24 protein-coding genes, 1 tRNA gene and 1 CRISPR repeat array (1 of these 26 running past the window's edge) are annotated in these 25,182 nt (G+C 41.4%); of the genes, 7 read left to right on the top strand and 18 right to left on the bottom strand.

The features are described from left to right. Positions 1-328: direct repeats of the CRISPR family, unit length 39 nt; unit sequence GTATTGAATCCCTAATAGGGATTAGTTGAAATTGCAATG (it extends 79 nt beyond the left edge of the window). A 247-nt stretch (positions 329-575) separates the two neighbouring features. Continuing rightward, on the bottom strand, positions 576-1,967 hold the full coding sequence (locus NCWK1_RS21105; RefSeq protein WP_187308202.1) for a lysophospholipid acyltransferase family protein: 1,392 nt from the start codon (positions 1,965-1,967) through the stop codon (positions 576-578). Between the two features lie 176 nt (positions 1,968-2,143). Here NCWK1_RS21105 and NCWK1_RS21110 point away from each other — a divergent pair, with 176 nt between their 5' ends. After that, positions 2,144-2,863: a class I SAM-dependent methyltransferase gene (locus tag NCWK1_RS21110; protein ID WP_096578829.1), complete on the top strand. Its 720-nt coding sequence runs from the start codon at positions 2,144-2,146 to the stop codon at positions 2,861-2,863. A gap of 167 nt (positions 2,864-3,030) precedes the next feature. Here the strand turns inward: NCWK1_RS21110 and NCWK1_RS21115 are convergent, their stop codons facing one another. The 7 genes from NCWK1_RS21115 to NCWK1_RS21145 are packed head-to-tail and all read right to left on the bottom strand — an operon-like array spanning position 3,031 to position 9,120. Further along, the gene (locus NCWK1_RS21115) at positions 3,031-4,398 is read right to left on the bottom strand and encodes an NAD(P)/FAD-dependent oxidoreductase (RefSeq protein ID WP_103126062.1); all 1,368 of its coding nucleotides are present in this window, start codon (positions 4,396-4,398) and stop codon (positions 3,031-3,033) included. Between the two features lie 20 nt (positions 4,399-4,418). Further along, positions 4,419-4,658, bottom strand: a complete 240-nt coding sequence (locus tag NCWK1_RS21120) for a hypothetical protein (RefSeq protein ID WP_096578827.1) — start codon at positions 4,656-4,658, stop codon at positions 4,419-4,421. Positions 4,659-4,705: 47 nt separating this feature from the next. Further along, positions 4,706-5,368, bottom strand: coding sequence for a cytochrome c oxidase subunit 3 (locus tag NCWK1_RS21125; protein ID WP_103126105.1), 663 nt, complete (start codon positions 5,366-5,368; stop codon positions 4,706-4,708). Between the two features lie 33 nt (positions 5,369-5,401). Next, on the bottom strand, positions 5,402-7,066 hold the full coding sequence (locus NCWK1_RS21130; RefSeq protein ID WP_096578826.1) for a cytochrome c oxidase subunit I: 1,665 nt from the start codon (positions 7,064-7,066) through the stop codon (positions 5,402-5,404). Beyond that, complete coding sequence (locus tag NCWK1_RS21135; RefSeq protein WP_103126063.1) at positions 7,053-8,003, bottom strand: cytochrome c oxidase subunit II; 951 nt, start codon at positions 8,001-8,003, stop codon at positions 7,053-7,055. The genes NCWK1_RS21130 and NCWK1_RS21135 overlap by 14 nt, the downstream gene beginning before the upstream one ends. A gap of 20 nt (positions 8,004-8,023) precedes the next feature. Continuing rightward, the gene (locus NCWK1_RS21140) at positions 8,024-8,629 is read right to left on the bottom strand and encodes a DUF2231 domain-containing protein (protein WP_103126064.1); all 606 of its coding nucleotides are present in this window, start codon (positions 8,627-8,629) and stop codon (positions 8,024-8,026) included. Continuing rightward, on the bottom strand, positions 8,626-9,120 hold the full coding sequence (locus NCWK1_RS21145; RefSeq protein ID WP_103126065.1) for a DUF2231 domain-containing protein: 495 nt from the start codon (positions 9,118-9,120) through the stop codon (positions 8,626-8,628). The genes NCWK1_RS21140 and NCWK1_RS21145 overlap by 4 nt, the downstream gene beginning before the upstream one ends. A 571-nt stretch (positions 9,121-9,691) precedes the next feature. Between NCWK1_RS21145 and NCWK1_RS21150 the strand changes: the two genes are divergently transcribed. Genes NCWK1_RS21150 through NCWK1_RS21160 form a run of 3 tightly spaced genes read left to right on the top strand, consistent with a single transcriptional unit; the run spans position 9,692 to position 13,924 of the window. After that, positions 9,692-10,504, top strand: coding sequence for an SDR family oxidoreductase (locus NCWK1_RS21150; RefSeq protein ID WP_103126066.1), 813 nt, complete (start codon positions 9,692-9,694; stop codon positions 10,502-10,504). Positions 10,505-10,547: 43 nt separating this feature from the next. Next, positions 10,548-11,486: a cation diffusion facilitator family transporter gene (locus tag NCWK1_RS21155; RefSeq protein ID WP_103126067.1), complete on the top strand. Its 939-nt coding sequence runs from the start codon at positions 10,548-10,550 to the stop codon at positions 11,484-11,486. Positions 11,487-11,530: 44 nt separating this feature from the next. Beyond that, positions 11,531-13,924: a glycoside hydrolase family 15 protein gene (locus NCWK1_RS21160; RefSeq protein ID WP_103126068.1), complete on the top strand. Its 2,394-nt coding sequence runs from the start codon at positions 11,531-11,533 to the stop codon at positions 13,922-13,924. 261 nt (positions 13,925-14,185) lie between these two features. Here NCWK1_RS21160 and NCWK1_RS21165 read toward each other — a convergent pair whose 3' ends face one another. From NCWK1_RS21165 to apcB, 3 genes are all read right to left on the bottom strand, one after another. Continuing rightward, complete coding sequence (locus NCWK1_RS21165) at positions 14,186-15,421, bottom strand: LL-diaminopimelate aminotransferase (protein WP_103126069.1); 1,236 nt, start codon at positions 15,419-15,421, stop codon at positions 14,186-14,188. A 290-nt stretch (positions 15,422-15,711) separates the two neighbouring features. Continuing rightward, complete coding sequence (locus tag NCWK1_RS21170; protein ID WP_103126070.1) at positions 15,712-15,930, bottom strand: element excision factor XisH family protein; 219 nt, start codon at positions 15,928-15,930, stop codon at positions 15,712-15,714. 185 nt (positions 15,931-16,115) lie between these two features. Next, positions 16,116-16,625, bottom strand: coding sequence for an allophycocyanin subunit beta (apcB, locus tag NCWK1_RS21175; RefSeq protein ID WP_096578815.1), 510 nt, complete (start codon positions 16,623-16,625; stop codon positions 16,116-16,118). 358 nt (positions 16,626-16,983) lie between these two features. Between apcB and glnA the strand changes: the two genes are divergently transcribed. Beyond that, positions 16,984-18,399: a type I glutamate--ammonia ligase gene (gene glnA / locus NCWK1_RS21180; RefSeq protein ID WP_096578813.1), complete on the top strand. Its 1,416-nt coding sequence runs from the start codon at positions 16,984-16,986 to the stop codon at positions 18,397-18,399. Positions 18,400-18,480: 81 nt separating this feature from the next. Here glnA and gifA read toward each other — a convergent pair whose 3' ends face one another. Beyond that, positions 18,481-18,681 carry a glutamine synthetase inactivation factor IF7A gene (gifA, locus tag NCWK1_RS21185; protein WP_096578811.1) on the bottom strand — a complete coding sequence of 67 codons (201 nt, stop codon included), beginning with the start codon at positions 18,679-18,681 and terminating at the stop codon, positions 18,481-18,483. Positions 18,682-18,980: 299 nt separating this feature from the next. Here gifA and NCWK1_RS21190 point away from each other — a divergent pair, with 299 nt between their 5' ends. Next, on the top strand, positions 18,981-19,880 hold the full coding sequence (locus NCWK1_RS21190; RefSeq protein ID WP_103126071.1) for a ferritin-like domain-containing protein: 900 nt from the start codon (positions 18,981-18,983) through the stop codon (positions 19,878-19,880). A 383-nt stretch (positions 19,881-20,263) separates the two neighbouring features. Here the strand turns inward: NCWK1_RS21190 and patX are convergent, their stop codons facing one another. From patX to NCWK1_RS21220, 6 genes are all read right to left on the bottom strand, one after another. Further along, a complete protein-coding gene (patX, locus tag NCWK1_RS21195; protein ID WP_096578807.1) occupies positions 20,264-20,503 on the bottom strand; it encodes a heterocyst-inhibiting protein PatX in 240 nt (79 codons plus the stop codon). A gap of 379 nt (positions 20,504-20,882) precedes the next feature. Further along, positions 20,883-22,082, bottom strand: a complete 1,200-nt coding sequence (locus NCWK1_RS21200) for an aminotransferase class V-fold PLP-dependent enzyme (RefSeq protein WP_103126072.1) — start codon at positions 22,080-22,082, stop codon at positions 20,883-20,885. Positions 22,083-22,099: 17 nt separating this feature from the next. After that, a tRNA-Asn gene (locus tag NCWK1_RS21205) sits at positions 22,100-22,171 on the bottom strand. Positions 22,172-22,319: 148 nt separating this feature from the next. After that, complete coding sequence (locus NCWK1_RS21210; RefSeq protein WP_103126073.1) at positions 22,320-22,871, bottom strand: NYN domain-containing protein; 552 nt, start codon at positions 22,869-22,871, stop codon at positions 22,320-22,322. Between the two features lie 321 nt (positions 22,872-23,192). Next, positions 23,193-23,870, bottom strand: coding sequence for an ABC transporter ATP-binding protein (locus tag NCWK1_RS21215; RefSeq protein WP_103126074.1), 678 nt, complete (start codon positions 23,868-23,870; stop codon positions 23,193-23,195). A 9-nt stretch (positions 23,871-23,879) separates the two neighbouring features. Beyond that, positions 23,880-24,152, bottom strand: coding sequence for a UPF0367 protein family (locus tag NCWK1_RS21220; protein ID WP_096578799.1), 273 nt, complete (start codon positions 24,150-24,152; stop codon positions 23,880-23,882). A gap of 347 nt (positions 24,153-24,499) precedes the next feature. Between NCWK1_RS21220 and NCWK1_RS21225 the strand changes: the two genes are divergently transcribed. Then, a partial coding sequence (locus tag NCWK1_RS21225) for a photosynthetic reaction center family protein (RefSeq protein WP_479691900.1) occupies positions 24,500-25,182 on the top strand: 683 nt, incomplete at its 3' end.

The following is a 25,182-nucleotide window of genomic DNA, read 5'->3' on the forward strand; positions in this document are numbered from 1 at the left end:
ATCCCTAATAGGGATTAGTTGAAATTGCAATGGCAATCAGTACGCCCACCGCTGGAAGAATTAAATTTTGTGTATTGAATCCCTAATAGGGATTAGTTGAAATTGCAATGAGGGGGGAAGTCTTGAGTCATGTCTCGCACACATATTGAATCCCTAATAGGGATTAGTTGAAATTGCAATGTAGTTTGAGCAGAAGCACCCAAAGCAGTAGCGCCCTATTGAATCCCTAATAGGGATTAGTTGAAATTGCAATGTTTTTTCAAGCAAGATTTTACCTCTTAATTGACTGTTATTGAATCCCTAATAGGGATTAGTTGAAATTGCAATAGCGGGAGCCGGAAAAGCGCTCTGTATTTGGTTTTCAAGGTTCGATTTCGCGGATGGGCTAATTATAACATCAGATAATGTCAATTTATTTATATGAAATCTCTGAAACCCATATAAAATAATGTGCGCGGACGATTTTAATTTATTTTTTCTGCAAAACCCTGCACTGAGAGGAATACAGCCGTTTTTGCGGAATGCTAATTTTCTACACCTACCCATCCGCGCTTGTGGTCAAAATAAACAACAAATTAACTAATCAAATTCTCCAAAGCTGTCTGCAAATCTTGTGTCAAGGTACTTGCTGCTTGTCTGGCTGCGTGACGGTTATTTTGCGCTTTTTCCCAGCGTTCGGTGACAGAAATTGGTTCACCTACAGTAATTTGCACTTGTCGCAAACCTAAGCTTGGTCTTCCTGGTAATGTTGAGTCTTGAATTCGAGTTAGCATATCATACATAAGTAAGGCTGTCTCGGCAAACCGTTCGGATGTAGGTTGTTCTTGGAGATATGTTTCGGTGATGGCGACAAAACTTTCTACTATTCTCATGTGCTGCATTCGCAAATCTGCTTCTTCGGCAATCCAATCTGCCAATCCGCGTTTCAAGGGTGGTAATTTATGAATATCGGCAATGTCTTCTCGGTAAATATAATTCCAACCAGCATCTTCTAAACGCCGACAGCGGTCAATAAAGTTTCCCTGTGCTTGGATATTAAAATATTGTTCAGTAACTTTTAAGCTTGTATCTAATAAACGATGCAGTCGGGGAATTAATGTTTGATTAGGTATTTGTGGTAAGTCTTGATGATAAAAGCGGCGATAAAATTCTTCCATCTCAGTAATGAGATGTTCACCCAGCAGACAAATGCGTTGATGATAAATTTCTGTTGAGTTGTTAATTGCAGACTGAGAAATAGACTGTATTGCTAAACCGCTATCTGCTTCTAATTTACTTAACAACCAATTTAGTTTTGTCCAAGGTGGCTGAACATAACGATACTGAATAGCGACTGGTACTATAAATACTGTTTCAGTGCGATCGCTTTTTCGCAAGTCTTCTACACACCAAAAACCTAATTGCGCCACACCTGGTTCTAAGGGACTAACTATCCCACTATGACCATTAGTACCACCTTCCGGGGCAACGGCGATCGGCATTTTCCCATTAGCAAATAAATCTCGCGCTGTTTGAATAGCCAACCTGTCAACTCGTCTCCCCCGCCGCACAGGAACACCGCCAACACGGGAAAATAACCAACCCAGCCAGTTTCCCGCCCATATTGTCATCCCTCGTTCATAAATAAAGTGACTATGAATTGGTTCTTGTAATTTGATACCATGCTGACGCGCGGCTTTGGGAACAAGGCGCGATAGCAGATACAGCATACACAAGGGGTCTTCTACTTCTGGGTGGCGAAATGCTATCAAAAAGCGGATTTTGCCTGCTTGGAATTTTTGATATAGTTCGGCTAATATCTCTGCGTTCTCAGCTTCTATTTTGACCACTCCAGCCGTTAACCAAGGTCGTGTGCGAAACCGGAGGATAAATGGCAAGAACCACCGCATCATCTGGAGCGCCAGAGGGTTAAAATTTTGGGGAATAAATTTTAATGGTGGTTGAGTGGAGTGTATCGTTTTAGGCAAGCGTCTCTCCAGATGATGTTTCTTGCGATTGTACAATATGAGCTTTAGGTTGTAGCGTGGGCGTTGACGCGTTCGCGCACCATCTCGAAGAGAAACGTCTTGTCGTGAGACATCGCACAAATCTTTTCTCGCCAACTACAGTTTATAATCAACCATCCACAGCAGAAAATCAGCTTATGTCTAAGCAGTCTCCTAGTTTTCCGTTTAACTCTAATAATCCTCACTCCGATAAATGGCAGGAAAGAACATCACAAGTAGCTTATCGCTTCAACCGTCAATATCAAAACCAAACTTTTGAACTGCCGCCAGAAGTTCAATCCATGCCAATATATCAAGAATGGAAAGCGGGAATATTGGCTGGGAGGGCTGTTTCGCCGTTCTGGGAAATTGCTCAACCGCAGAAAAATCAACATTGTTTAGATATTGGTTGCGGTGTCAGCTTTTTGATCTATCCTTGGCGTGATTGGCAAGCATTTTTCTATGGGCAAGAAATTAGTAATATAGCGCGAGACACCCTTAATTCCCGTGGTTCTCAGTTAAACTCCAAGCTATTCAAAGGTGTGGAGTTAGGCGGGGCGCATCATTTAAATTATGGTTTAGATCAGTTTGATTTGGCGATCGCTACCGGATTTAGTTGCTATTTTCCCTTGGAATACTGGAACACTGTTTTGGGAGAAGTCCAACGAGTCCTCAAATCTGGGGGACATTTCGTCTTTGATATCCTCAACCCAGAACAACCTCTATCAGAAGATTGGGCGGTGTTAGAAACTTATTTAGGTGCAGAAGTTTTTTTAGAACCTCTAGCTGAGTGGGAAAAAATGATTAAAGCTGCTGGTGCTAAAGTCATTACACAGCAATCAGGCGAATTATTTGAATTGTATAAAGTACGGTTTTAGTTCAGAACATTTCCATCTCAATTATCCTTTCTGATTCGACAATCATCTTCTCTCAAGCCAATATTTAATATCCAATACAATGAATTCTTTATCCCCCAATGACTGCGAACAGAATTGGCAAATTTTTGAGCATTCTTCTGAATATTGATGTATTAATTGTTTATTACTTAGTCTTTGTTATCTTCATTGCCTAACATTTTTAATAATTTCCTCCCAACTAAAACACCAATAACACTTGCACCAACTAATTCCACTGCCTGGACAACTTTTTTACCTACATCACGAGGGTCGAGATGGTGATGAAATACCTCTTCATCCAGCCATTCTGTAGTGGCTTTAAAGTCATGAATTGGGGTTGGCAATAGTGTTAAATAAGTCCCTTGACGGATTAAATGCGCGGGTTCGCCTGTAACTTCAAAAATATTGAATAAGTTAGCAGCAGCATCATTTAATCCCAACTTCAATAGAGTTCCCCGAATATTAACCTTAAATGGTTTGAGGTCTTCTCCGAGAGCAAGTGCTTTTAAATTCCCAGCAATATTAGCTCCTTGTTGATAGGCGACTTGCGCTGTAGGAGGTAATGAATTATCTTGAACTGCTGCACAATCACCACCAGCAAACACTTCTGGAAAATCAAGCAATTGCATCGTGGGAGTAACTAGAGGACGGTGATGATGATCCCGATGTTCTTGAGGAATTGCTAACTCTTGAATCAGGGGATTAAGAGAAGTGCCAGCAGTCCAGATTGTGGTATGTGTTGGCAGTGTCTTAATTTCATCATTGCTTTTATATTCAATAGCATTGGGATAAACAGCAGTGGCTTCTGCCTCTTTAAAAATTTCTATTGCTACACTACGTTTTTGTAATTCTTTCTCAGCAATTGGACGCAACGGATCATTAATATCGCCATCAAGAATTTTTTCACCATGATTTAAGATAATCACTCTGATTTCAGTAGAATTTCCGCCTAAAGCTCTATACCAATGTGGCAGAAAATCAGCTAAAGTTGCTGCCATTTCCACACCAGAAGCACCACCACCAACGACAACTACTGTTAATAGTTTGCGGCGTTGTTCTATATTTTCTGTTTGAACAGCTTTTTGTAAACATTCCCGTAAATGCTTGTCAAGAGCGATCGCATCTGCTTGCGTCCAAAAAGGAAAGGCATTAACATTCGCACCCTCAACCTGATGATAACTAGTAACGCTACCTAACGCTAATACTAAGTTGCTGTAATTGTAAGAGTTGCCAGAAACTAATTTAACCTCCCGTTGATGCAAGTCTATGGACTGTACAGTATCTTGCACAAAGATGACTCCACTACCTTTAAGTAATTCCGAAAAACGCGGTACTACTTGAATAGCATCCATCTCGCCATCAAAATATTCATAAAGCAACGGCTTAAAGCAAAAACGCTCATTTTTATCAATCAAAATCACAGAACGAGGATAATGTTCATGAGCTAGGTGTAAAGCTGTAAATAGTCCGGTAAAACCACCACCAACAATTACAGTTTGATAAACTTGGCTGTTCATAAAATCTGAGTAATTTCTTGCTAGATGAATAAAAAGAAAGCAATGAGAATAGCACTAAGAGCAATGGCAAATATGAGAGCGTATTCAAATCTCCGGCTAAAAAATCCTACAGCCGCAATTAGAGCGATCGCTAGTCCGATAATGCCGACATACTGCTCTTTTTGTAACCCATGTGCAATCAATGGGTCTTGCTTTGCACCAGGAACTGGAGTTTCTTGAATTGCTCTTGGAGATGGTAATTCTTGTGCTAATAACTTCATGAAATTCCTCCTAAAAATACTGCTAACTTTTGAATATTTTTTTATGCCTACCAAAGATAGAGAAGAGAGAATAAAAACACCCAAATTATATCAACAAAATGCCAAAACAAAGTGGTTGCACTCACACCAAAGTGACCTTTTTCGTAGTTACCTTGTCTGAAGGAACGGACAAGCATAGTTATTTGCAGAATCACGCCAGTCAGAACGTGTAAACCGTGAAAACCAGTTAATACATAAAATGTTGAACCTACCAATCCCGTACTTAACCCAAAATCAAGATTTTTCCACTCAATTCCTTGACTTATTAAGAAATAAGTTCCCATACAAATTGTTATCAGCCATAACCAACGGAATTTATTTAGCTGATGATGCTTGAGAGCATTTTCTGCTGGTTGAATGACAAAGCTGCTGGATAGTAAAATTACCGTGTTAATAATTACAAAAATAGACAATTCCGGCCCCGAAATTCCCGGTGGTAGCCAATTTTTTGAGTGGGTTAAGCGCAGTCCAACGTATGTAAAAATAAAGCTCAAAAAAACTATAGTTTCTGACAACAAAAACACGGTAAACCCAAAAATTGCTTTACCATGATGGTCTTCAGCACGTCCACCACGGACTGGTAAAAAACGCTTGAGCCAATTTGGTAAATATTGCCGCCACCGTTCTAAAGGGATAGGACTTTCATCTACATGAATAACACCACGATTTATAGATTCATAACTTTTGTTATTTGCCATTAGTTCTTAGTTTTCTTGCTGATGATAGTCATGAGGTTCTATGACTGAGTATTTGGGGTCTCCATAGTCATAAGGTGGTCTTTTGACAACGGGAATCTCTTCAAAGTTATCTCGCGGTGGTGGTGAAGTCGTTGTCCATTCCAATCCTGTAGCCAGCCAGGGATTATTACTTGCTCTCTGTCCGTATAGCAAAGAACCCACGATATTAGCAATAAAAGGCAGTACAGAAACTCCTAATAAAAATCCTCCTAAACTAGCGAGGATATTCCATCCTTGATAACGTGGGTCGTAAGAGGAAATTCGGCGTACCATTCCCTGTAAACCTAATGGCAGCATAGGAAAAAAAGTGAGGTTAGCACCAATAAAAGTTAACCAAAAATGCACCTTACCCCAGCCTTCAGCGTACATCCGTCCGGTAATCTTCGGAAACCAAAAGTAAATGGCAGCAAAAATTGCCATCGTGATGGTGTTAAAAACGATGTAGTGGAAGTGTCCCACTATAAAGTAAGTATTGTGGACGTGAATATCAAACGGTACTGCTGCCAACATCACCCCAGTGACACCACCAAGCAGAAACATGGCCGCACCTCCCATAGCAAATAGCATGGGTGTTTCTAAGTGCAGCTTACTTTTCCAAATTGTGGCAGTCCAACCAAATGCTTTTACACCAGTTGGTACAGCAACTAACATTGATGTCACCATAAATAACATCCGCATCCAGCCAGGGGTAGCACTGGTGAACATGTGATGTACCCAAACAAAGATGCTAACTACAGCAATACCTAAAGAAGCAACAGCTAATGACCGATAGCCAAATAGGGGGTTCCGGGAAAAGGCTGGCAGCACCTCGGCAAAAATACCAAAGGCTGGTAATGCCATGATGTAAACTGCGGGGTGGGAATAAAACCAAAATAAATGCTGGTAAATAATTGGGTCGCCATTTTCCAAGGGCTTAAAAAATTGCGTGCCAAAATTAAGATCAAATAACAGTAGTATTAATGCACCTGTGAGGGAAGGCAAATTAACTAGCTGCAACAACTGGGCGCTGAGAACTGACCAAACAAACACAGGCATTCGGAAAAATGTCATTCCAGGGGCGCGCATCCAAAAAATTGTCGTGACAAAGTTCACAGCCCCCATAATTGAAGAGATGCCAATCAGGACGATACTCACAATCCAAATAAATTCACCGTTAATCGGCTGACCTGGGGGAATTTGCAAACTTATTGGTGGATAAGACCACCAGCCAGACTGCGCCGTACCATTGGGTAGCAAGAAACTGGAGATTAATAAAAGTCCGCTGGGTGGCAGAATCCAAAAAGAGATGGCGTTGAGCAGGGGAAAAGCCATATCCCGCGCGCCAATCATCAGTGGGACTAGGTAGTTAGAGATACCTGCATTGAACGGGATAATCCAGAGAAAAATCATGATTGTCCCGTGCAAGGTAAACAAGCCGTTGTACAGAGGACGATCAACTACATTTGATGCTGGCGTAATCAGTTCAGCACGGATGAGCATCGCCAACAGTCCGCCAATCAAAAAGAAAATGAAAGTCATCACCATATACTGAACGCCGATTACCTTATGGTCAGTGCTGAAACTGAAGTAATGTCGCCAGTTATTTTCAGGATCGTTTTGCGGCGTTGTATCTATAGAATCATGTGTCGTCATTCATTACTTTCCTTTCATTTGCGGTTAGCCTTTTGGGCGGTGCGCTCTGTGCGATCGCTGGCGGCTCAGGTGCTACAGTGTACCAGCCAGTTTTCAATAATGTTTTTGGTGGTTGGGTATACTCAGCAACAGCCTGATTTTTGATAGCTAGTGGTTGTTGTTCTGCTGTGGTCAGCCACTGGTTATACTCTTCAAGAGATTCAATGTGTACATTGGCATCCATCAAAGCAAAGTATGTACCGCTAAATAAAGCATCTTTAAGCTTGTATTCACCCATGCGAGTGGGTGTAACTACAAGGTCAATGTCGCGTCCGGGGACAATATACTGCTGTAAGCGGAACTCAGGGACGTAAAAACTGTGAAGTACGTCCTTAGCGTGCATATTCAGACGAGTCCGACGATTTACAGGTAAGTGTAATTCATCACTAGTAGCATTATTTGGATAGCGGAAAGTCCAATCCCACTGCTTTACGAACACCTCAATAGTTTCATCAGCCGGTTTAGGGATATCGCTGATTGATGTGGCATAGACTGGTTCTTCTAGAGGTGTATGCAAATGTACAACTTGTTGTAAACCTAGAATATCTAATTGCTGATAAATATTGAAGCTTTGGAAAGCCAGCCACAAAACTAGCAAGGTTGGAGCGGCTGTCCATAAAACTTCTAGTTTTATATCGCCTCTGGATGGATGTCCCTCGCTATAGTCATTTTTAGGTGCGCGAAAGAACAGTACCGAGTACACCATCATACCTACAAGGCCAAGAATAATAAACGCGCCAATTGAGGTTAAGAAGCTAAACAAACTATCTACCTTTTGTGCTTCTGCTGTAGCTTCCACAGGCAGCCAAGAATAGGCTTGCGCCCCAATCCAATTGCTCACAACAAGCAACACTGCAATATAACTAGCTATTAGGAAATATTCTAAAAATCTAGACATAAATTCAGAGTGTTTCTCGTTTATTTGGGTAGTAAGTTTGGGTTTGCGCCCTCTTGGAGTAACTTTGCAGCAGTGATGTGAACCCCGAATTCTGAGCCTAATTGCCCTCCTAAAGTTCCGTGAACATACAAGAGACCCATGATGGAAATGCCTACTAACAAGTAAAACCACTGCACTTGTCTGGAAGAATTTTTCAGCCAGTAGTAGCGTTGTAAGCCTCTCCAGACAGTCATCGCAACGATGATTCCTAACAACAAAACACCTCCCAAACCATGTAAAAGCATCGTCCAAGAGGCGTTTAATCCCCAATCACTTTTTTGATTAATTGGTGGGTTTGCCAGCATTAGCTCAAAAAAACCAAATGCGACAGTGAAAAATGTCACGACAGCAGCCCCTAGCAGGTTGTACCAACCAACATCGAATAAACCAGAACGGATGGCGGGAATACCCAAAAATTTGAAGATTGGTCTTTCGATGGGAAAAATAGCTCCTGCTATGTCAAAAAAGATGGCAATGATGAACAAACCCAGTGTCAGGTGTACTAACTGTGGATGGAGGGGAACTTCGTAAGGTAGTCCGTTAGCACCGAACCGCAAGCCTAAAGAGTCAATTAGTGGCGAGTTCATGGTGAAACTCCCTGCTTCATGGCTTCAACCACAGGCTCAACGTGCAACCCATATACCCAAAATAATTTGCTGCCGAGATATATTTGCAAGAATACTAGGCAAATTAAAAACGTTGCGACACCAAGGTAAGCAGGGGGTAATTTTAGGGGGTGGCGATCGCGAATTACAAACCGCCAAGCTGTAATAATGGCAAATATCGCCCCCAGTGACCAACCCATGAGGGTATGAAAATTAAGTGTAGGCTGGACTGCTGGATAAATTTGTGCCAGCCCTGCTTCAAACTCTCCAAAAATTATGGCTACAAAAATTGCGATCGCCGCAACAAACATATTCCAAAAACCAACCTCAAACAAACGTGTATTGCGGGTGAAATAACCAATGACATCGCAAATGAATGAGAAAAACACCATTGCAATGACAAAATGGACAACAATTGGGTGTACTGGGTCGGGGTACGGGAGATTTTGGCTATTCAAATTCAGCGCGAACATCGCTTTCTCCTGGCGATCGCTAGATGCTGGAATACAAATTAATCCTAAAACAAAGTCAAATTTATTCTTGAGTTTTCAGCTTTAAATTTCTCTCCACAAAAGTATTCTTAGTAACTCTTATCTAACAAATAGAATAAAGAATACTATCCCAAGAGTGATTTATTATCAAAATGATTTGTTGATTTTTGTTAATTACACTTGAAAATTTTTACATGAATAAATCTAAATTTGAAAAAATCTATTTTTACTTAAGAAATAAGTGCTGCTATCTTGATGATTTAAGAATTTCATAAAATTGTGAAAATGAAATGAAATTCTTCTAGCTCTTTGGCAAGAGTTTTTGATTCCTCCACTAGCTGGAGGCGATCGCCGCGGCAAACATCTAAAGTAATCCCAGAGTTAAAGCAATATATGTAGAAAATTAAATACATACTTGTGTGATTTTTATCACATTTTTAGCAATAGTTAAATTAGGAATTACATTCAATATTGTTAAATATTTTCATAGAAAGCACATTTTTTGGGATTAGCAACAATAAAACCCTAAATTTTAATAAATTAAGGAAACATTATGAGCTATTCTTCTTACCTGCTCAAAGGTCAAAAAGCACTGGTAACAGGTGCTAGTTCTGGCATTGGTGAAGCGATAGCTCGTTATTTGGCTTCCTCCGGTGCAGCTGTCGCGATTAACTATCATTCTGAAGCCGAAGAAGCCGAAAAAATAGTTGATGATATTAAAGCAAATAATGGTGAAGCTTTTGCCATTCAAGCTGATGTCAGCCAGGAAGACCAAGTTAAGGCGATGTTTCAACAAACACTCCAGAACTTTGGAACTATTGACATCTTAGTAAATAATGCAGGTTTGCAAAAAGATTCACCTTTTGTAGATATGACCCTTGATCACTGGAATCAAGTAATTGGGGTAAACTTAACAGGACAATTTTTATGTGCTAGAGAAGCAGCCAAAGAATTCTTACGTCGAGGAGTGCGACCGCAGATTTCATCTGCCGCAGGTAAGATTATCTGCATTAGTTCAGTGCATGAGGTGATTCCTTGGGCTGGTCATGTTAATTATGCTGCTAGTAAAGGCGGTATTCACATGATGATGCAAAGTATTGCTCAAGAACTAGCCCCCCATAAAATACGTGTTAATAGTATTGCCCCTGGTGCAATCAAAACACCCATCAATAAATCAGCTTGGGATACCCCACAAGCTGAGGCGAAGTTACTCCAACTAATTCCGGCAAAACGAATCGGAGATGTAGAAGACGTTGCCAAAGCCGCAGTTTGGTTAGCTTCTGATGATTCTGATTATGTCAACGGTACAACTTTGTTTGTAGATGGTGGCATGACTTTGTATCCAGGTTTTACAGAGAATGGCTAGAAAGTGCTGAGTATTGAGTAAACATCTTAATTTCCAATCCCTCATGGCATCAGATTCATCTAAGAAAACTATTTTTGCGGCGATGGGTGCTAATTTAGCGATCGCTATTACTAAATTTATCGCTGCTTTCATGACCAATAGTTCAGCGATGATATCTGAGGGTATTCATTCACTAGTAGATACTGCCGATCAATTATTACTGCTGCTGGGAATTCGTATGAGTCAAAAGCCAGCAGATGATAGCCATCCCTTTGGTTATGGGCAAGAACTTTACTTTTGGACTTTAATTGTTGCTATCTTCATCTTTGCCATTGGTGGAGGAATGTCTATTTATGAAGGCATAACTCATTTAATTAACCCCAGCCCCTTAGAAGACCCAATGTGGAATTATATTGTGCTAGGTTTAGCAATCATATTTGAGGGTTTTTCTTGGACTGTGGCTTTAAAGGAATTTCTGCCCACTAAGGGTAATCAAACTTTTTGGCAAGCAATTAAAAACAGTAAAGACCCTACAGTATTTACTATATTATTTGAAGACTCTGCGGCAATTTTAGGTTTGATTGTGGCTTTAATAGGAATTTTTTTAGGGCATTTATTTAACAATGTTTATTTTGATGGTATCGCCTCAATCATTATTGGCATTATCTTAGCTGTAGTTGCAGTATTACTAGCAAGAGAAAGTAAAGGATTATTAGTTGGTGAAAGTGCCAATCCTCAAACTGTTGCCAATATTCGCTCTTTATCGAAAATAGAACCAGGTGTACAAGAAGTGATTCGGGTGCTAACCATGCAGCTTGCGCCACAAGAAGTATTGCTCAACTTAGAAATCCAGTTTGCTAAAAATCTCACAGGTGAAGAAATAGCATTAACTGTTGAGAGACTAGAAACCAAGATTTGCCAAAAACATCCAGAAATAAAACAAATTTTTATTGAAGCTAAATCCTTAAATGCAACTCGCAAATCTTCGGCAATTTCTCAATAAACACAAAATCTCTAAATAACTAAAAAGCCACTCAAAGCTAAATCATGAAAATTCTCAGTCAAGAAAAGGCGTTTGGCTCACCAGGCATTGAGCCGCGCTGGACTCATGCGAATAAAGATGCAGTTGGAACAGCTTACTCTACCTCCAGTCATGTTTGGTTTACTATCTGGAACGGTGTTGTGACTGAAATATACCATCCAACAGTAGACAGACCCCAAATTCGAGATTTACAATATCTCATTTCTGATGGCAAAAGCTTTTTTCACGAGGAGAATCGCCATCTGCAATCAAAAGTAGAACACCTGTGGACGCATGGTTTAGGATACCGCATCACTAATTCTGATCCACAAGGGCGTTATACCATTATCAAAGAAGTGATTGCTGACCCGCATTTATCCTGTATTTTACAGCACACAAAAATCACAGGAGAGCGCGAGTTTATTGACCAACTTCATTTATACGCTTTGTGTGCGCCACATTTGGAAGTGAGTGGTAAAAATAATAATGGCTACACAGTAGAAGTAGCTGGACAAAATATTCTTGTAGCAGAAAAAGGCGGAACTTGGCTGGCGCTAGGTGCAACAGTCCCGTTTACTCGTCTTTCCTGCGGCTATGTGGGTCAAAGTGATGGCTGGACAGATTTAGCTGATGATTTCCAAATGGATTGGGAATTTGATAGTGCGGTAGATGGTAACTTAGCTCTCACTGGAAAATTAAATCTAGATAGAAGTGATGAGTTTACTTTAGGGTTGGCATTTGGCACAACCCTGCATAATGCAATTTCTACACTGTTTCAGTCCCTTAATCTGCCTTTTGAACAGCAGAAACAGCAATATAACGAACAGTGGAAGCGATCGCGCAACGATATCAAACCATTAGAAAATGTTTCTTATGATGATGGGAAGTTGTATCACAACAGCGTTAGTTTGTTGTTGGCACATGAAGACAAAACTTATCCCGGTGCTTTAATTGCATCTCTGGCTATCCCTTGGGGTGAAGCCAAAGACGACCAAGAGCAAGGGGGATATCATCTTGTCTGGACAAGGGACATGGTGAGCAGTGTAGCAGGTTTAGTAGCGGCTGGGGAAACAGATACAGCAGTGCGATCGCTCATTTATCTTGCCACCAGCCAGCAAGAAGACGGCGGATTTGCTCAAAACTTCTGGGTTAATGGCGAACCCTACTGGACAGGTATCCAACTAGATGAAGTCGCATTTCCCATTCTTCTAGCATGGCTTTTACACAAAGAAAAGGTAGCACTAAACTTTGATATTTATCCCATGATTTTGCGGGCAGCGGGTTATTTAATTCGTCACGGCCCAGTTACCCAACAAGAACGATGGGAAGAATGTAGCGGCTATTCACCTTCTACACTCGCTTGTAATATTGCTGGCTTAATCTGTGCAGCTAACTTTGCTCGTGAGCGTGGCGACAAAGCAACAGCAGAATTTATCGAAGAGTACGCCGATTTTTTAGAATCTCATATTGAAGACTGGACAGTTACTACCGAAGGAACCTTAGTTCCTGACATCAAACGGCATTATATTCGGATTACTCCATCAGATATCAATAATCCTCAACCTAACGAAAATCCCAATCAGGGAACTATTTTGATCAGCAGTCAACCACCTAGTAAACGAGCAGAATTTCCAGCCAAAGAAATTGTCGATGGCGGGTTTTTACAACTGGTACGTTATGGAATTCGTAAACCTGATGACCCAATTATTGTTGATTCTGTCAAAGTAATAGATGCAATCTTAAAAGTAGATACACCTGTTGGGTCTTGTTGGCATCGTTATAATTACGACGGCTATGGACAGCAAGAAGATGGCAGTGCTTATACAAGATGGGGTAAAGGACGTGCTTGGCCTCTCTTAACAGGAGAAAGAGGACATTATGAATTAGCTGCTGGTGGTGATGTCAAAACATATATCAAAGCAATGGAAGGATTTGCTTCAAACTCTTGTTTGCTTCCAGAACAAGTTTGGGATGAAGCAGATAAACCTGATGTGCATCTGTATTTAGGCAAACCAACAGGTTCCGCAATGCCTTTAATGTGGGCGCACGCTGAATATATCAAACTGTTGCGGTCAACTCATGAAGGTCAGGTATTTGATTTAATTCCAGAGGTAGCAAATCGATATTTAGGCGCAAGAAAGCAATGTAAATCATTAGAAATTTGGAAATTTAATCGTCAAATAGGCAAAGTTAAAAGAGGTTATACATTGCGAATTCAAGCTTTAGTATCTTTTCAATTACACTGGTCGCAGGATAATTGGCAAACTACACAAGATACGCCTTCTACTTCTACAAAGTTAGGAGTTGATTTTGTCGATATTTCTGTGTCTGACAATCAAAAACAGTCAATCAGCTTTACTTTTTTTTGGATTGATAGCAACAAATGGGAAGAGCAGAATTATAGCGTTGCAATTGATTAGCTATAGCTGTAGTCAGATATGTTAGGACAATTTGAAAGCTTGAATGCCAGGAATAATCAGACTTTTCCTCCTGCCTCCTGCCTCCTGCTATATTTTTTGAGCGCAGGAGAATAGCAATATGTCCTTGAACAAGCCTCATTCGATATTAGACCTCTTGCATGAATCAGATTGTGCCTACTAAACAAGTTAATTTTCCTTTGCGCGGCAGTCGCTTCAAGTCGGCAGAGCCGCCTAACGCGCTGCCTCGCCTACCATAAATTCCTACACCTTAAACTTCTCTGTAATTCGCTTCATAGCTTCTTCAACATTTTCCCGGCTATTGAATGCAGAAATACGGAAGTAACCTTCACCCGCTGCACCAAAACCAGAACCAGGTGTACCAACTACATTGCAAGTATGCAGCAATTTATCAAAGAAATCCCAACTAGAAAGACTATTGGGAGTTTGCACCCACACGTAAGGCGCATTGACACCGCCATAAACAGCTAGTCCCGCGGCTGTGAGTTTTTCTCGAATAATTTTGGCGTTTTCTAAATAGAAACTCACCAAAGCCTTTGTTTGTGCTTGTCCATCTTCAAAGTAAACTGCTTCTGCACCGCGTTGAACAATGTAGGACACGCCGTTGAACTTGGTGGACTGGCGGCGGTTCCACAGTTTCCACAATTCTACATCGGAACCATCTGCGGCTTTGGCTTTTAAAGTTTTGGGTACAACAGTTAAAGCGCAACGAGTTCCGGTAAAACCTGCATTCTTAGAAAAAGAGCGAAATTCGATCGCACAATCTCTCGCACCCTCAATTTCGTAAATAGAATGAGGTAACGACGGATCTGTAATATACGCTTCGTAAGCTGCATCAAAGAAAATAATTGCACCGTTGGCTTTGGCGTAGTCTACCCACGCTTGAAGATGTTCTTTAGTTGCAGTTGCACCAGTTGGGTTATTGGGAAAACAGAGATAAATTAAATCGACTTTTTGGCTAGGAATTTCCGCCGTAAAGTTATTTTCTGCGGTCACAGGCAGATATACTAAGCCCTCAAATTCGCCTTTATCATTGGCTGATCCTGTGTGTCCTGCCATCACATTGGTGTCTACATATACAGGGTATACAGGGTCAGTAACAGCAATGATGTTGTTGTTACCAAAGATATCAAGAATATTACCTGTATCGCACTTGGAACCATCAGAAATAAATATTTCGTCAGCGTCTATAGCTGCGCCGCGTGCGTGGAAGTCTTGAGCCGCAATTTTTTCCCTTAACCAAGCATAACCTTGTTCTGGGCCGTAACCTTTAAAAGTTCCGCGATCGCCCATTTCTTCCACAGCTTTAATCATCGCTGTGCGGCACGCTTCTGGTAAAGGTTCAGTTACATCGCCAATTCCTAAACGAATGACTTTAGCATCAGGGTTAGCTTCCGCAAAGGCATTTACCCGTCGCGCAATTTCCGGGAATAGATAACCAGCTTTCAGCTTCAGGTAGTTGTCGTTAATCGTTGCCATAGTCGATAGTGAAATACGCACTACAACAGCTTACAGCTATTTGCTCTTGGCGATAGCAGAGTTATGGATGCAGAAGTCTTCTTCTTTTTGCCCATTGATATATGTGTAATATTTACTACATCCAAAATAATTAAGATATAGCAAAATCTGTTATTAGTAATAATTAGCTGACCAAAGCGTTCAGAAAATATACCTTCGTAAACTCGCTTAGGTACTGCTAAATAAAGTTAGCGTGTTGGTTCTAATTCGTTAAGCACAGTGCGGTAAATTTCATATTGTCCCACAGCATCTTACAAGTCAGTCACAGGAGAAAGGTGTAGAAAATTTTTGATTTCAACCGCTATTTTTTCATTATTTCTCTCAGCAGCAATAGTAACTTTTTCCGCGCCAATATCTATGTAAAGTTCTCTACCACCATAGGCAAGATAAAAAGGATCGTTGCTTATTGTCCAACCATCTGCTATTAATGCTTGAACAACTGCGACATGATAGATATTTCTGACAGGCATCGGTTGAAGATTACTCCTTAAGTACAATAGCTGTAAAAAAAGCGATCGCCTCTTGGTTAAGTTAACGAGAAGCGATCGCTTTACAAAAATTTAGATAAAAGACATCCACAGCAGCAATAAAAATACAGATTACTAGTTACTAGTCTCTAGTCTCTAGTCCCTAGTCTCTGTTTCATGCTTGACTTCTAAACATCCTGCTCACTCAACTCGCGGGTGATGTGGTCAAAAGGTTCATCCACAAAAGCAGTATTAGCTACACCAGCTGCTGCTACTTGTTCCTTAACCATATCCTTCATTAACTGGACACCGCGAACTGTTGGGCCAATGGGTACACCTAGAGAATTGTAAGTTTCTCTCAACCCTTGGAGTACACGCTCATCCAACACATTTGTGTTACCAGCAACCAGCGCATAAGTAGCGTAGCGGAGATAATAGTCCATATCCCGCAGACAAGCCGCATAACGACGAGTTGTATAGGCGTTTCCACCAGGACGAATCAATTCTGGTAGTTCTTCAAATAATTTAGAACCAGCCTGCTTGACAATTGCAGCCGCATTTGAATTGATAGCAGCCGCAGCTTGTACCCGTGCTGTACCACTGTCAAAATAAGATTTCAAGCTGTCGATCGCATTCCGGTCAAAATAACGTCCAGCTACGTCATAATTCTTAATTAAACTTGTGACTGCATCGCGCATTCCTTTTTCTCCCAATCGTTGCTTTCTATGGTTTGATATTTATTTGGCTGCACTTACGCACCAGTAAATTTTTGTGCTATTTAAAATAAGTTCTGCACAAAAACAATCTATCCGCTATTTAAGGATTCTATGCCAAAGTTGTCCCCGATGAAATGAACTTTCCAGTTTTGTACAGATGACGTGCGAAAGGTTAATATAACCTGTAATCCAGAGAATCTGTAACAAAAACTACATAATTCTCTAATCTCAAATCTTTACGATAATCCAGGTGTGTCACAACTTGGTGCGGATCAGTAGGGTTAGAATGCTTTGGCAGATTCTGGTTTTACAATAGGAAATTGGCAGAGAAGGAGTAACAATGACAACCCCACAAGAAGTCTTGAAGTTGATCCAAGACCAAAACATTCAGATGATTGATCTGAAATTCATCGATACACCAGGAACATGGCAGCACTTGACCGTGTACCATAACCAAATCGATGAAAGTTCTTTCTCTGATGGCGTACCTTTCGACGGTTCCAGCATTCGGGGTTGGAAAGGTATCGAAGAATCAGACATGACAATGGTGTTAGATCCCAACACAGCTTGGATTGACCCATTCATGGCAGAGCCAACCCTAAGCATAATTTGTAGCATTAAGGAACCCCGCACAGGGGAATGGTACAACCGTTGCCCACGCGTTATCGCCCAAAAAGCTGTTGATTATCTAGTTTCTACTGGTATTGGTGATACTACTTTCTTTGGGCCAGAAGCTGAATTCTTCATTTTTGATGATGTCCGCTTTGACCAAACTGCCAACTCCGGCTACTACTACGTAGACTCTGTAGAAGGTCGTTGGAACTCTGGTAGACAAGAAGGCCCCAACCTAGGTTACAAACCACGCTTCAAAGAAGGTTACTTCCCAGTATCGCCAACCGACAGTTTCCAAGACATTCGGACAGAAATGTTGCTGACAATGGCACAGTGCGGTGTCCCCATTGAAAAGCAACACCACGAAGTTGCAACTGGTGGTCAGTGTGAACTCGGCTTCCGCTTTGGTAAGTTAATTGAAGCGGCTGACTGGCTAATGACCTACAAATACGTCATCAAGAACGTCGCCAAGAAATACGGCAAAACCGTTACCTTTATGCCAAAACCAATTTTTGGCGATAACGGTTCCGGTATGCACTGTCACCAGTCCATTTGGAAAGATGGCAAGCCTTTATTTGCAGGCGATAAGTATGCTGGTTTGAGTGAAATGGCACTACATTACATTGGTGGCATTCTTAAACACGCACCAGCACTATTAGGCATCACCAACCCTACAACCAACTCCTACAAGCGTCTCGTACCAGGTTATGAAGCACCTGTTAACTTGGCTTACTCCCAAGGAAACCGTTCTGCTTCTGTGCGTATTCCTCTCTCTGGCACAAACCCCAAAGCAAAACGCCTAGAGTTCCGTTGTCCAGACGCTACTTCTAACCCTTACTTGGCATTTGCAGCCATGCTTTGTGCTGGCTTGGATGGTATCAAGAACAAAATTGATCCAGGTGAGCCTTTAGATAAGAATATTTATGAACTGTCTCCAGCAGAACTGGCGAAGGTTCCTTCTACTCCTGGTTCTCTGGATAAAGCATTGGCGGCCTTAGAGAATGATCACGCTTTCTTAACCGAAACAGGCGTGTTCACAGAAGACTTCATCCAAAATTGGATTGACTACAAACTGGCTAATGAAGTTGAGCAGTTGCAGTTACGTCCTCATCCTTATGAGTTTTATCTCTATTACGACTGCTAATTATATTCAGTAGTGATTTTTCACAGCCACCTTGAGAGGTGGCTTTTTTTATGAGTTAACGCTATTGACAACTTTTTTAACCTAGCTCATCGAAGCGTTACTACTGCCATAAATCGTCCGTGCAGTTTGGTCTATCTTGCCTTGAATGGGATTCCAGTAATTGGATGCTTCCTCAGGAAGACCGAGTTCTTGTGCAGCCCGCATCAGCATTGATTGTTGACGGTTTTTAACTTGTTGATGTTGACGCACCATCAATGCACGAGATTTTTCTTGAATAGACATACTTCAGTCCCCCTTAAGGTTTTAGTTATATATTTTTAGCTGATAGTCCTTTCATTTATGAATATAGCAAAAAAACTGTAGCTTAAGTTACCGTTTTGTTTTTTATGGGCTAAATAAAACAAATCTTAATATTTGCGAGCCTGTAATGAGTATTATTGTGTGACTCAGATTCGTAAAAGTCAGGAATTGCTGATATTCTGGCTCATGGTAACTTTTACAAAAAATCATCATTCTGGTTTCCGGCAAGGAAGAAAAAACTGAGATAGCATCAAAAATGACAGTTAATAAAACTTCATACCATGACAGTTACTTACCCACGGAAATTCCAGAATAGTCTAGGTGCAAGAGATATCTTAAAACGGGTAGTTTGCGATCGCGAACTACATCTAATGACCCTCAACCGCTACCGCTACAGCGAACAACGGAGCTGCAAAGACCTAACTGAGGTAATTGAAAAACTAAACGGACAGCCACGAGAACTAGTGCGAGATTTATCACATCACATTGCTGATGAAGCGCGTCACGCTATGTGGCTAACTGATTTATTAGTAGAACTGGGAGCCGATGTTGGAAATCCCCCTGGAATGCCTTATATCGATGAATTTGAATGGCTGCTAGATAAAAGTAATCACGACCCAAAAACTAACTTGGATGACACCATAATTGCTGGTATGGCAGCAATCAACATCACCGAAAAACGCGGCTGTGAGTATTTCTCTGCCCACATTTACGCCCTCAAACAAGCACCACAAACCGAAGAAAATATCAAAATCCGCGAAACCATCGAAAAAATCCTGCCAGAAGAAGCCGGACACGTCCGTTGGGGAAACCGTTGGTTAGCCCAAATAGCCGATAAAAGTCCAGAACATCGGCAAAAAGTTGAGCAAGCCAAGCGTAAATATGCCGCCATTGAACAAGCCGCCTACGAATCAGGTATGGATATTACCCTAGGTGCAGAACTGCGCCGCGTTACAAGGCTGGTAGAAGTGGCAAACACTATGCCATTGTGGGAACGTCCCCAGTACCTAATGGAACGCCTACCACAAGCTTTACTTGCCCCTGAATTGCAATTTACCAGAATTCAAGCAGCGCAAAAAGCTTGGCAGCGTAATCCACAAGAGTTTATGGATAAGTTTGTGCCAATGTTCATCAACGGCATTAAAAAGAACGAGATAGAAAAAGAGAAAACTAGCGTTTAAATTAAGTAAGGGCGAACATCTGTTCGTCCTTACTCGCTATTACAAAGGTGGCAAATTCTTGGGGTCGATACCCTGAGATGCTAGTTTGTTCTTATGTTATCGCTCTCTGTATAGGGATGAAGCGATCGCACTTATGCTCTGGCTAGATGCAGATTTCTCCGCCAGGTTAAAAAATATTTGAATGAGATGCCCTTGATTTTGAAGTGTAAAATCTCAAAAAATTATCTGATTCAAGGAATAGGTGATGTTATAAATTCAGCACGGTTGCTTGGTGTTGCTAATGAAAAGAGGCAAACACATTATAGAAAAAGACTTTAAGGATGAAATGTTGAGAAAATATTAAATTTGTTTTGGGATTGATTGCATTTTAGCCTGAACAACTTCTACGCAGCAGGAAAAGCATTATTGAGAGATTCAATTAAATCTCTGCGTCCACTACCGCGATGAGGAGTGGGATTTTCTGGCTCATTAGATTTGGGTTTAGGTTTAGGCTTGGCCGATAACAACATTTTTCCTTCTGCATCACCAATCAGTTTATGTGAGCTATTTAACTGGTCTGAACCGTTAAAAACCAAAGAACCAAACACCAAACTAGAAACTAAAAGTGAAAATGTAACACGCATAGCAGATATTTATTGTGAACTCTAATATTTACTGCTACTTAGTTTCTGAATGTGTATCCGGAAAGTTTGGCAAATAGTATTCTGTTTTACAGAAAGAAATTTAGTTTAAGGTTAGGTTCCCATTCTACAGATGAGACAACAGCACAAATTCAAAGTAGATGGTACTTCTCATACCATTTCACTAAATAAATGATACGAATAATTTCTCCTCCGCCCCTCTGCGGTCTATTTGTATCAAATTTAAAGTGAAACGGTATCAGTCTGTTCCAAAGCCTAGTACAATCGATGTTATCTTCGTTGCTAACATCACAGGTGCAGCAAGACTGAAAAGAAAAAATAATTTTCCCAGAGCAACCTAAATTTTCATCAAAAGTCAGATTTATCTGTATAAATTTTTGAGTGCTGTTGCCAAATACTGATACTGCTCTAAAGTATTGTAAATTTGGGCTGAAATCCTAATGAGCATTCCCGGTGATTCCTGCCAAGGGACTACTTGTACTTGAATGCCAAATTGATCAAATAATTCATCATGTAGCCAGACATGACTACAATTTTCCAAACTAACAGGTATGGGTACAACAGCCATAGAACCAATCATCTCTTCTGGACAAGGTGGTTGTACTTCTAATTCTTTACAAAGTAGCTGTCTTGCTTGTAAAACTAACTGATGGTTTCGCTGCATTAATTCTAGCCAACCACCAGGTAACAGAGAACTCATAAAAGCGATCGCTTCTGGTACGCACATATAACCTGTAGGATCATCTGTACCTGTCCAATCAAATTCCAACTGAAAGCGGCTTTTATCAGTGCGCGGTGAATTAGCACCGTGACTAATTGTTAGCGGATGAATTTCTGGTTGTTTATCCCGCTGCACATACAAAAATGCTGCTCCTTTAGGTGCAGAAAGCCATTTATGACAATTCCCGCTATAGTAAGTTGCACCAATCTCCTGCATATTCAGAGAAATCATTCCTGGTGCATGAGCGCCATCTATCAATGTCTCGACACCCCGCGCCTGCAACTCTTTCACTAGCTGCTGCATAGGAAAGATGACCCCTGTCTGGCTAGTTATATGATCTAATAGTGCTAGTCGGGTTTTGGCTGAAACTTTCTCTAATACTGCTGCAATTATCTGCTCTGGAGACTCTAAGGGGAAAGGAATCTTGGCTACAACTACCCTTGCACCAGTGCGACTAGCAATAAAGTTTAAAGCATTGCGGCAAGCGTTGTACTCATGGTTAGTTGTCAGAATTTCGTCATCAGGTGAAAAAGTCAGAGAACGCAACACTGAATTCACACCTGTTGTAGCATTCGGGACAAATACTAAATCTTGAACATCAGCATTAATAAAAGCTGCTAACTTGCTCCTGGCGTTGTCTAACAGCGGTTCCCACTGTCTCCCAAAAAAATTTACTGGGTCTTGTTCCAACTGCGATCGCAAACTCTGCTGCATCCTTAACACCGCTTTCGGACAAGCACCATAAGAACCATGATTAAGAAAAACTACATTGTCATCTAGTGACCATAGGTATTGGTAAGATGAAGTACGAAGTTTGAAATCTGGTTTTTCATACTTCATCCTTCATACATTTAAAACTCCCCAGGCTGGATTCGAACCAGCGACCAATCGATTAACAGTCGATCGCTCTACCACTGAGCTACTGAGGAATGCTGTCGCTCACAGTTTCTAATGTTAGCGTAGTCACTCAGAAATAGCAAGTACTTTCGCCAACTTTTTTCCCCACCCTAATTTTTCCGATGATTTTCCCCAACGACCCCTTCTAGAGGCAGATTAGAGACTTTTGGATAGCAATAATTACTGCAATCCCATTCGTAACGCTGCCAACTTTTGCCGCGCTTTATCATCAATAGCACTAGCTAAAAATCTACTATTGGATTTTTTGCGCGTTTGATATTTTTGACGTACTCGACAAACTGTCGTTTCCACAGCATTACACAGTTGTTGTGCTGATAACCATTCTGCCCCGTAACCTTGTACCACCAATTGTTGCGCTCTGTCTGAAGTAGCCACAATCATGCGTGAAACACGAGAAGCAGCAATCTGTGAACGCAAAGAGGCACAAAACTTTTCGATGTATGTATCTGCTGTTTGCCCAAAATCAGTGTAATAAACTGAAACAAGTTCTGTAATAATTTCCCTATTACTAGAAGCGTTATGATATTGAGCATCGAAAACTATTTGCGTTTCATAACCTTGAAAAGCACTGTAACCGATCATCGCTTCGACCAGTTCTCCTCGTGCTGCCTCTAAGCCAGCACTATCACGGGTGTTTTTCAGACAAGGCCAAGCGCCAATTATATTGTAGCCGTCCACTAACAGAACGGCTGGGGCTGAGGAACGGGGCATGGTTTTTAATCACAATTTAAGAGAGTTAACACAATCCATTCATAACTTTTATAGTAATTGAAGCATTACCTGTAACACTATGTTACAAATTACAAAATAATGCGAAGAGATTGCAAAATTAAACTAGAAAAAGCTGTCCATTTCAGAAGACGAGTAGCAGAGAGGATAATTTCATCAATCAATTGAGAGGCTGAAAACCCTTTTGGTACTAGCGTTTTTACTCCTTCCCTGTAACCTATTCTCTTGGATAAAAAATATAAACGCGCCTTTAATAAGACGCGTTGTATATGTTAATAATTATTGATGAATTAACTTCAGCATTTAGGGTAATTCATCATTTACTGTCATCAGTCGTTGTTTGAGGCGTTGAGGTTCACCCCAATCAACTAAAGAACCTTTATCTAGTAAGAAAGCACCGTCGCAGTAATTCAACTCATCTAGGCGATGAGTCACCCATAAAGCTGTAATACCCCGACTTTTGACTAGGCGGTGGACACCAGCCACTAAATCTAGTTGGCTATCAGGATCGAGTAAAGCTGTGGGTTCATCTAATAATAAGATTTCACAGTGACGAGCGATCGCACCAGCAATAGCCACACGCTGTTTCTGTCCCCCACTCAAAGCATATATAGGGCGTAATTGCAGTTGCAGCAAATTCACAGCCCCTAAAGCTTCCGCAACCCTTGCTCTCACTGTTGCAGGCGGCAGTTTTTCTTCCACTAGACCAAAAGCCACATCCGCACCAACAGTTGGCATTACCAACTGATGATCGGGATTTTGGAACACAAAACCGACAGGGGGTAAGATACCAATTTCACCAGACTGAGGTTGCAACAGCCCCGCCAGTAGTCGGAGGAGAGTTGATTTGCCACTACCATTAGTACCCAAAAGCATCCAAAATTCACCTTTGGGAACTTCTAGAGAGCAAGACTTAACGGCTATCTCACCATTAGGCCAACTGAAATTTAAGTCTTTGACTTGAATGCCCACTTCTGCCATTGCTACACCTTACTCACCAGCCAAGGCAAAAAAGCCGGGTGGTCTGCCACTGCTAGTACTGACACCATCTTTCTGAATAACCTGTACCCCAGAAATTTCACTAGCGCGAACAGCGATTTTTTTCTCTGTCTTACCTTCACACTTGAGTTCCACAATATCAGGATTGCCAGAACGCATTGCTGCCAAAATTAGCTGATAGACAGCCTCAGCATCCTCTGTCGACTTACGCTGTATAGATATAGGGAAAGCGGTGTTTCTTACACTTATGTCAATGGTAAACATTTAGGATTAATCAAACATAGCTGTAGCAATCATTTTAGCGTTCGAGGATTAAGGATTGGGGGTTAAAGCCTAGAACATAACATTTAAATTAGAGAATTCTGGAACTAAGAAAATTTCCTCAAACCCCACTCCCAACTCCCGACACTCCACTTCCTGAATTTCCCAAGATTAAATTTGATTCAGAATCCACTGGAAAAATTAACGATTTTCACCTAGAATTATTAGAGTCAGTAAAAAATTGTAAACTGGATTGACAAACCAGTTAAAAATCTGCATAGAAGAGGCTGCTACAAAAGAGCCTACAAGCAGAACTGTACTTATAAGAAAATATTTGGAGATTCACTCTCATGACCATCGCAGTAGGACGGGCCCCCAGTAGAAGAGGGTGGTTTGACGTACTAGACGACTGGTTAAAGCGCGATCGCTTCGTATTCGTAGGTTGGTCAGGGATATTATTATTCCCCTGCGCCTTCCTAGCACTAGGCGGTTGGCTAACCGGTACAACCTTCGTCACCTCGTGGTACACCCACGGATTAGCATCATCATACCTAGAAGGCTGCAACTTCCTGACAGTAGCAGTGTCAACACCAGCAGACAGCATGGGACACTCCCTATTGCTGTTGTGGGGGCCAGAAGCGCAAGGCGACTTCACCCGTTGGATTCAGTTGGGTGGATTATGGCCATTCGTAGCACTACACGGAGCCTTTGGACTCATTGGCTTCATGTTGCGGCAATTTGAAATTGCGCGTCTGGTAGGTATCCGTCCATACAACGCCCTAGCATTCTCAGCACCCATCGCGGTATTCGTCAGCGTCTTCCTGATGTACCCCTTGGGACAATCATCTTGGTTCTTTGCACCCAGCTTTGGCGTAGCCGCAATTTTCCGGTTCTTGTTATTCTTGCAAGGGTTCCACAACTGGACACTCAACCCCTTCCACATGATGGGAGTAGCAGGTGTACTCGGTGGAGCGCTGTTGTGCGCCATTCACGGTGCCACAGTTGAAAACACCTTGTTTGAAGACGGTGAAGC

Origin of the sequence: Nostoc cycadae WK-1 (assembly GCF_002897135.1) — a bacterium.
Taxonomy (GTDB): Bacteria; Cyanobacteriota; Cyanobacteriia; order Cyanobacteriales; family Nostocaceae; genus Nostoc_B.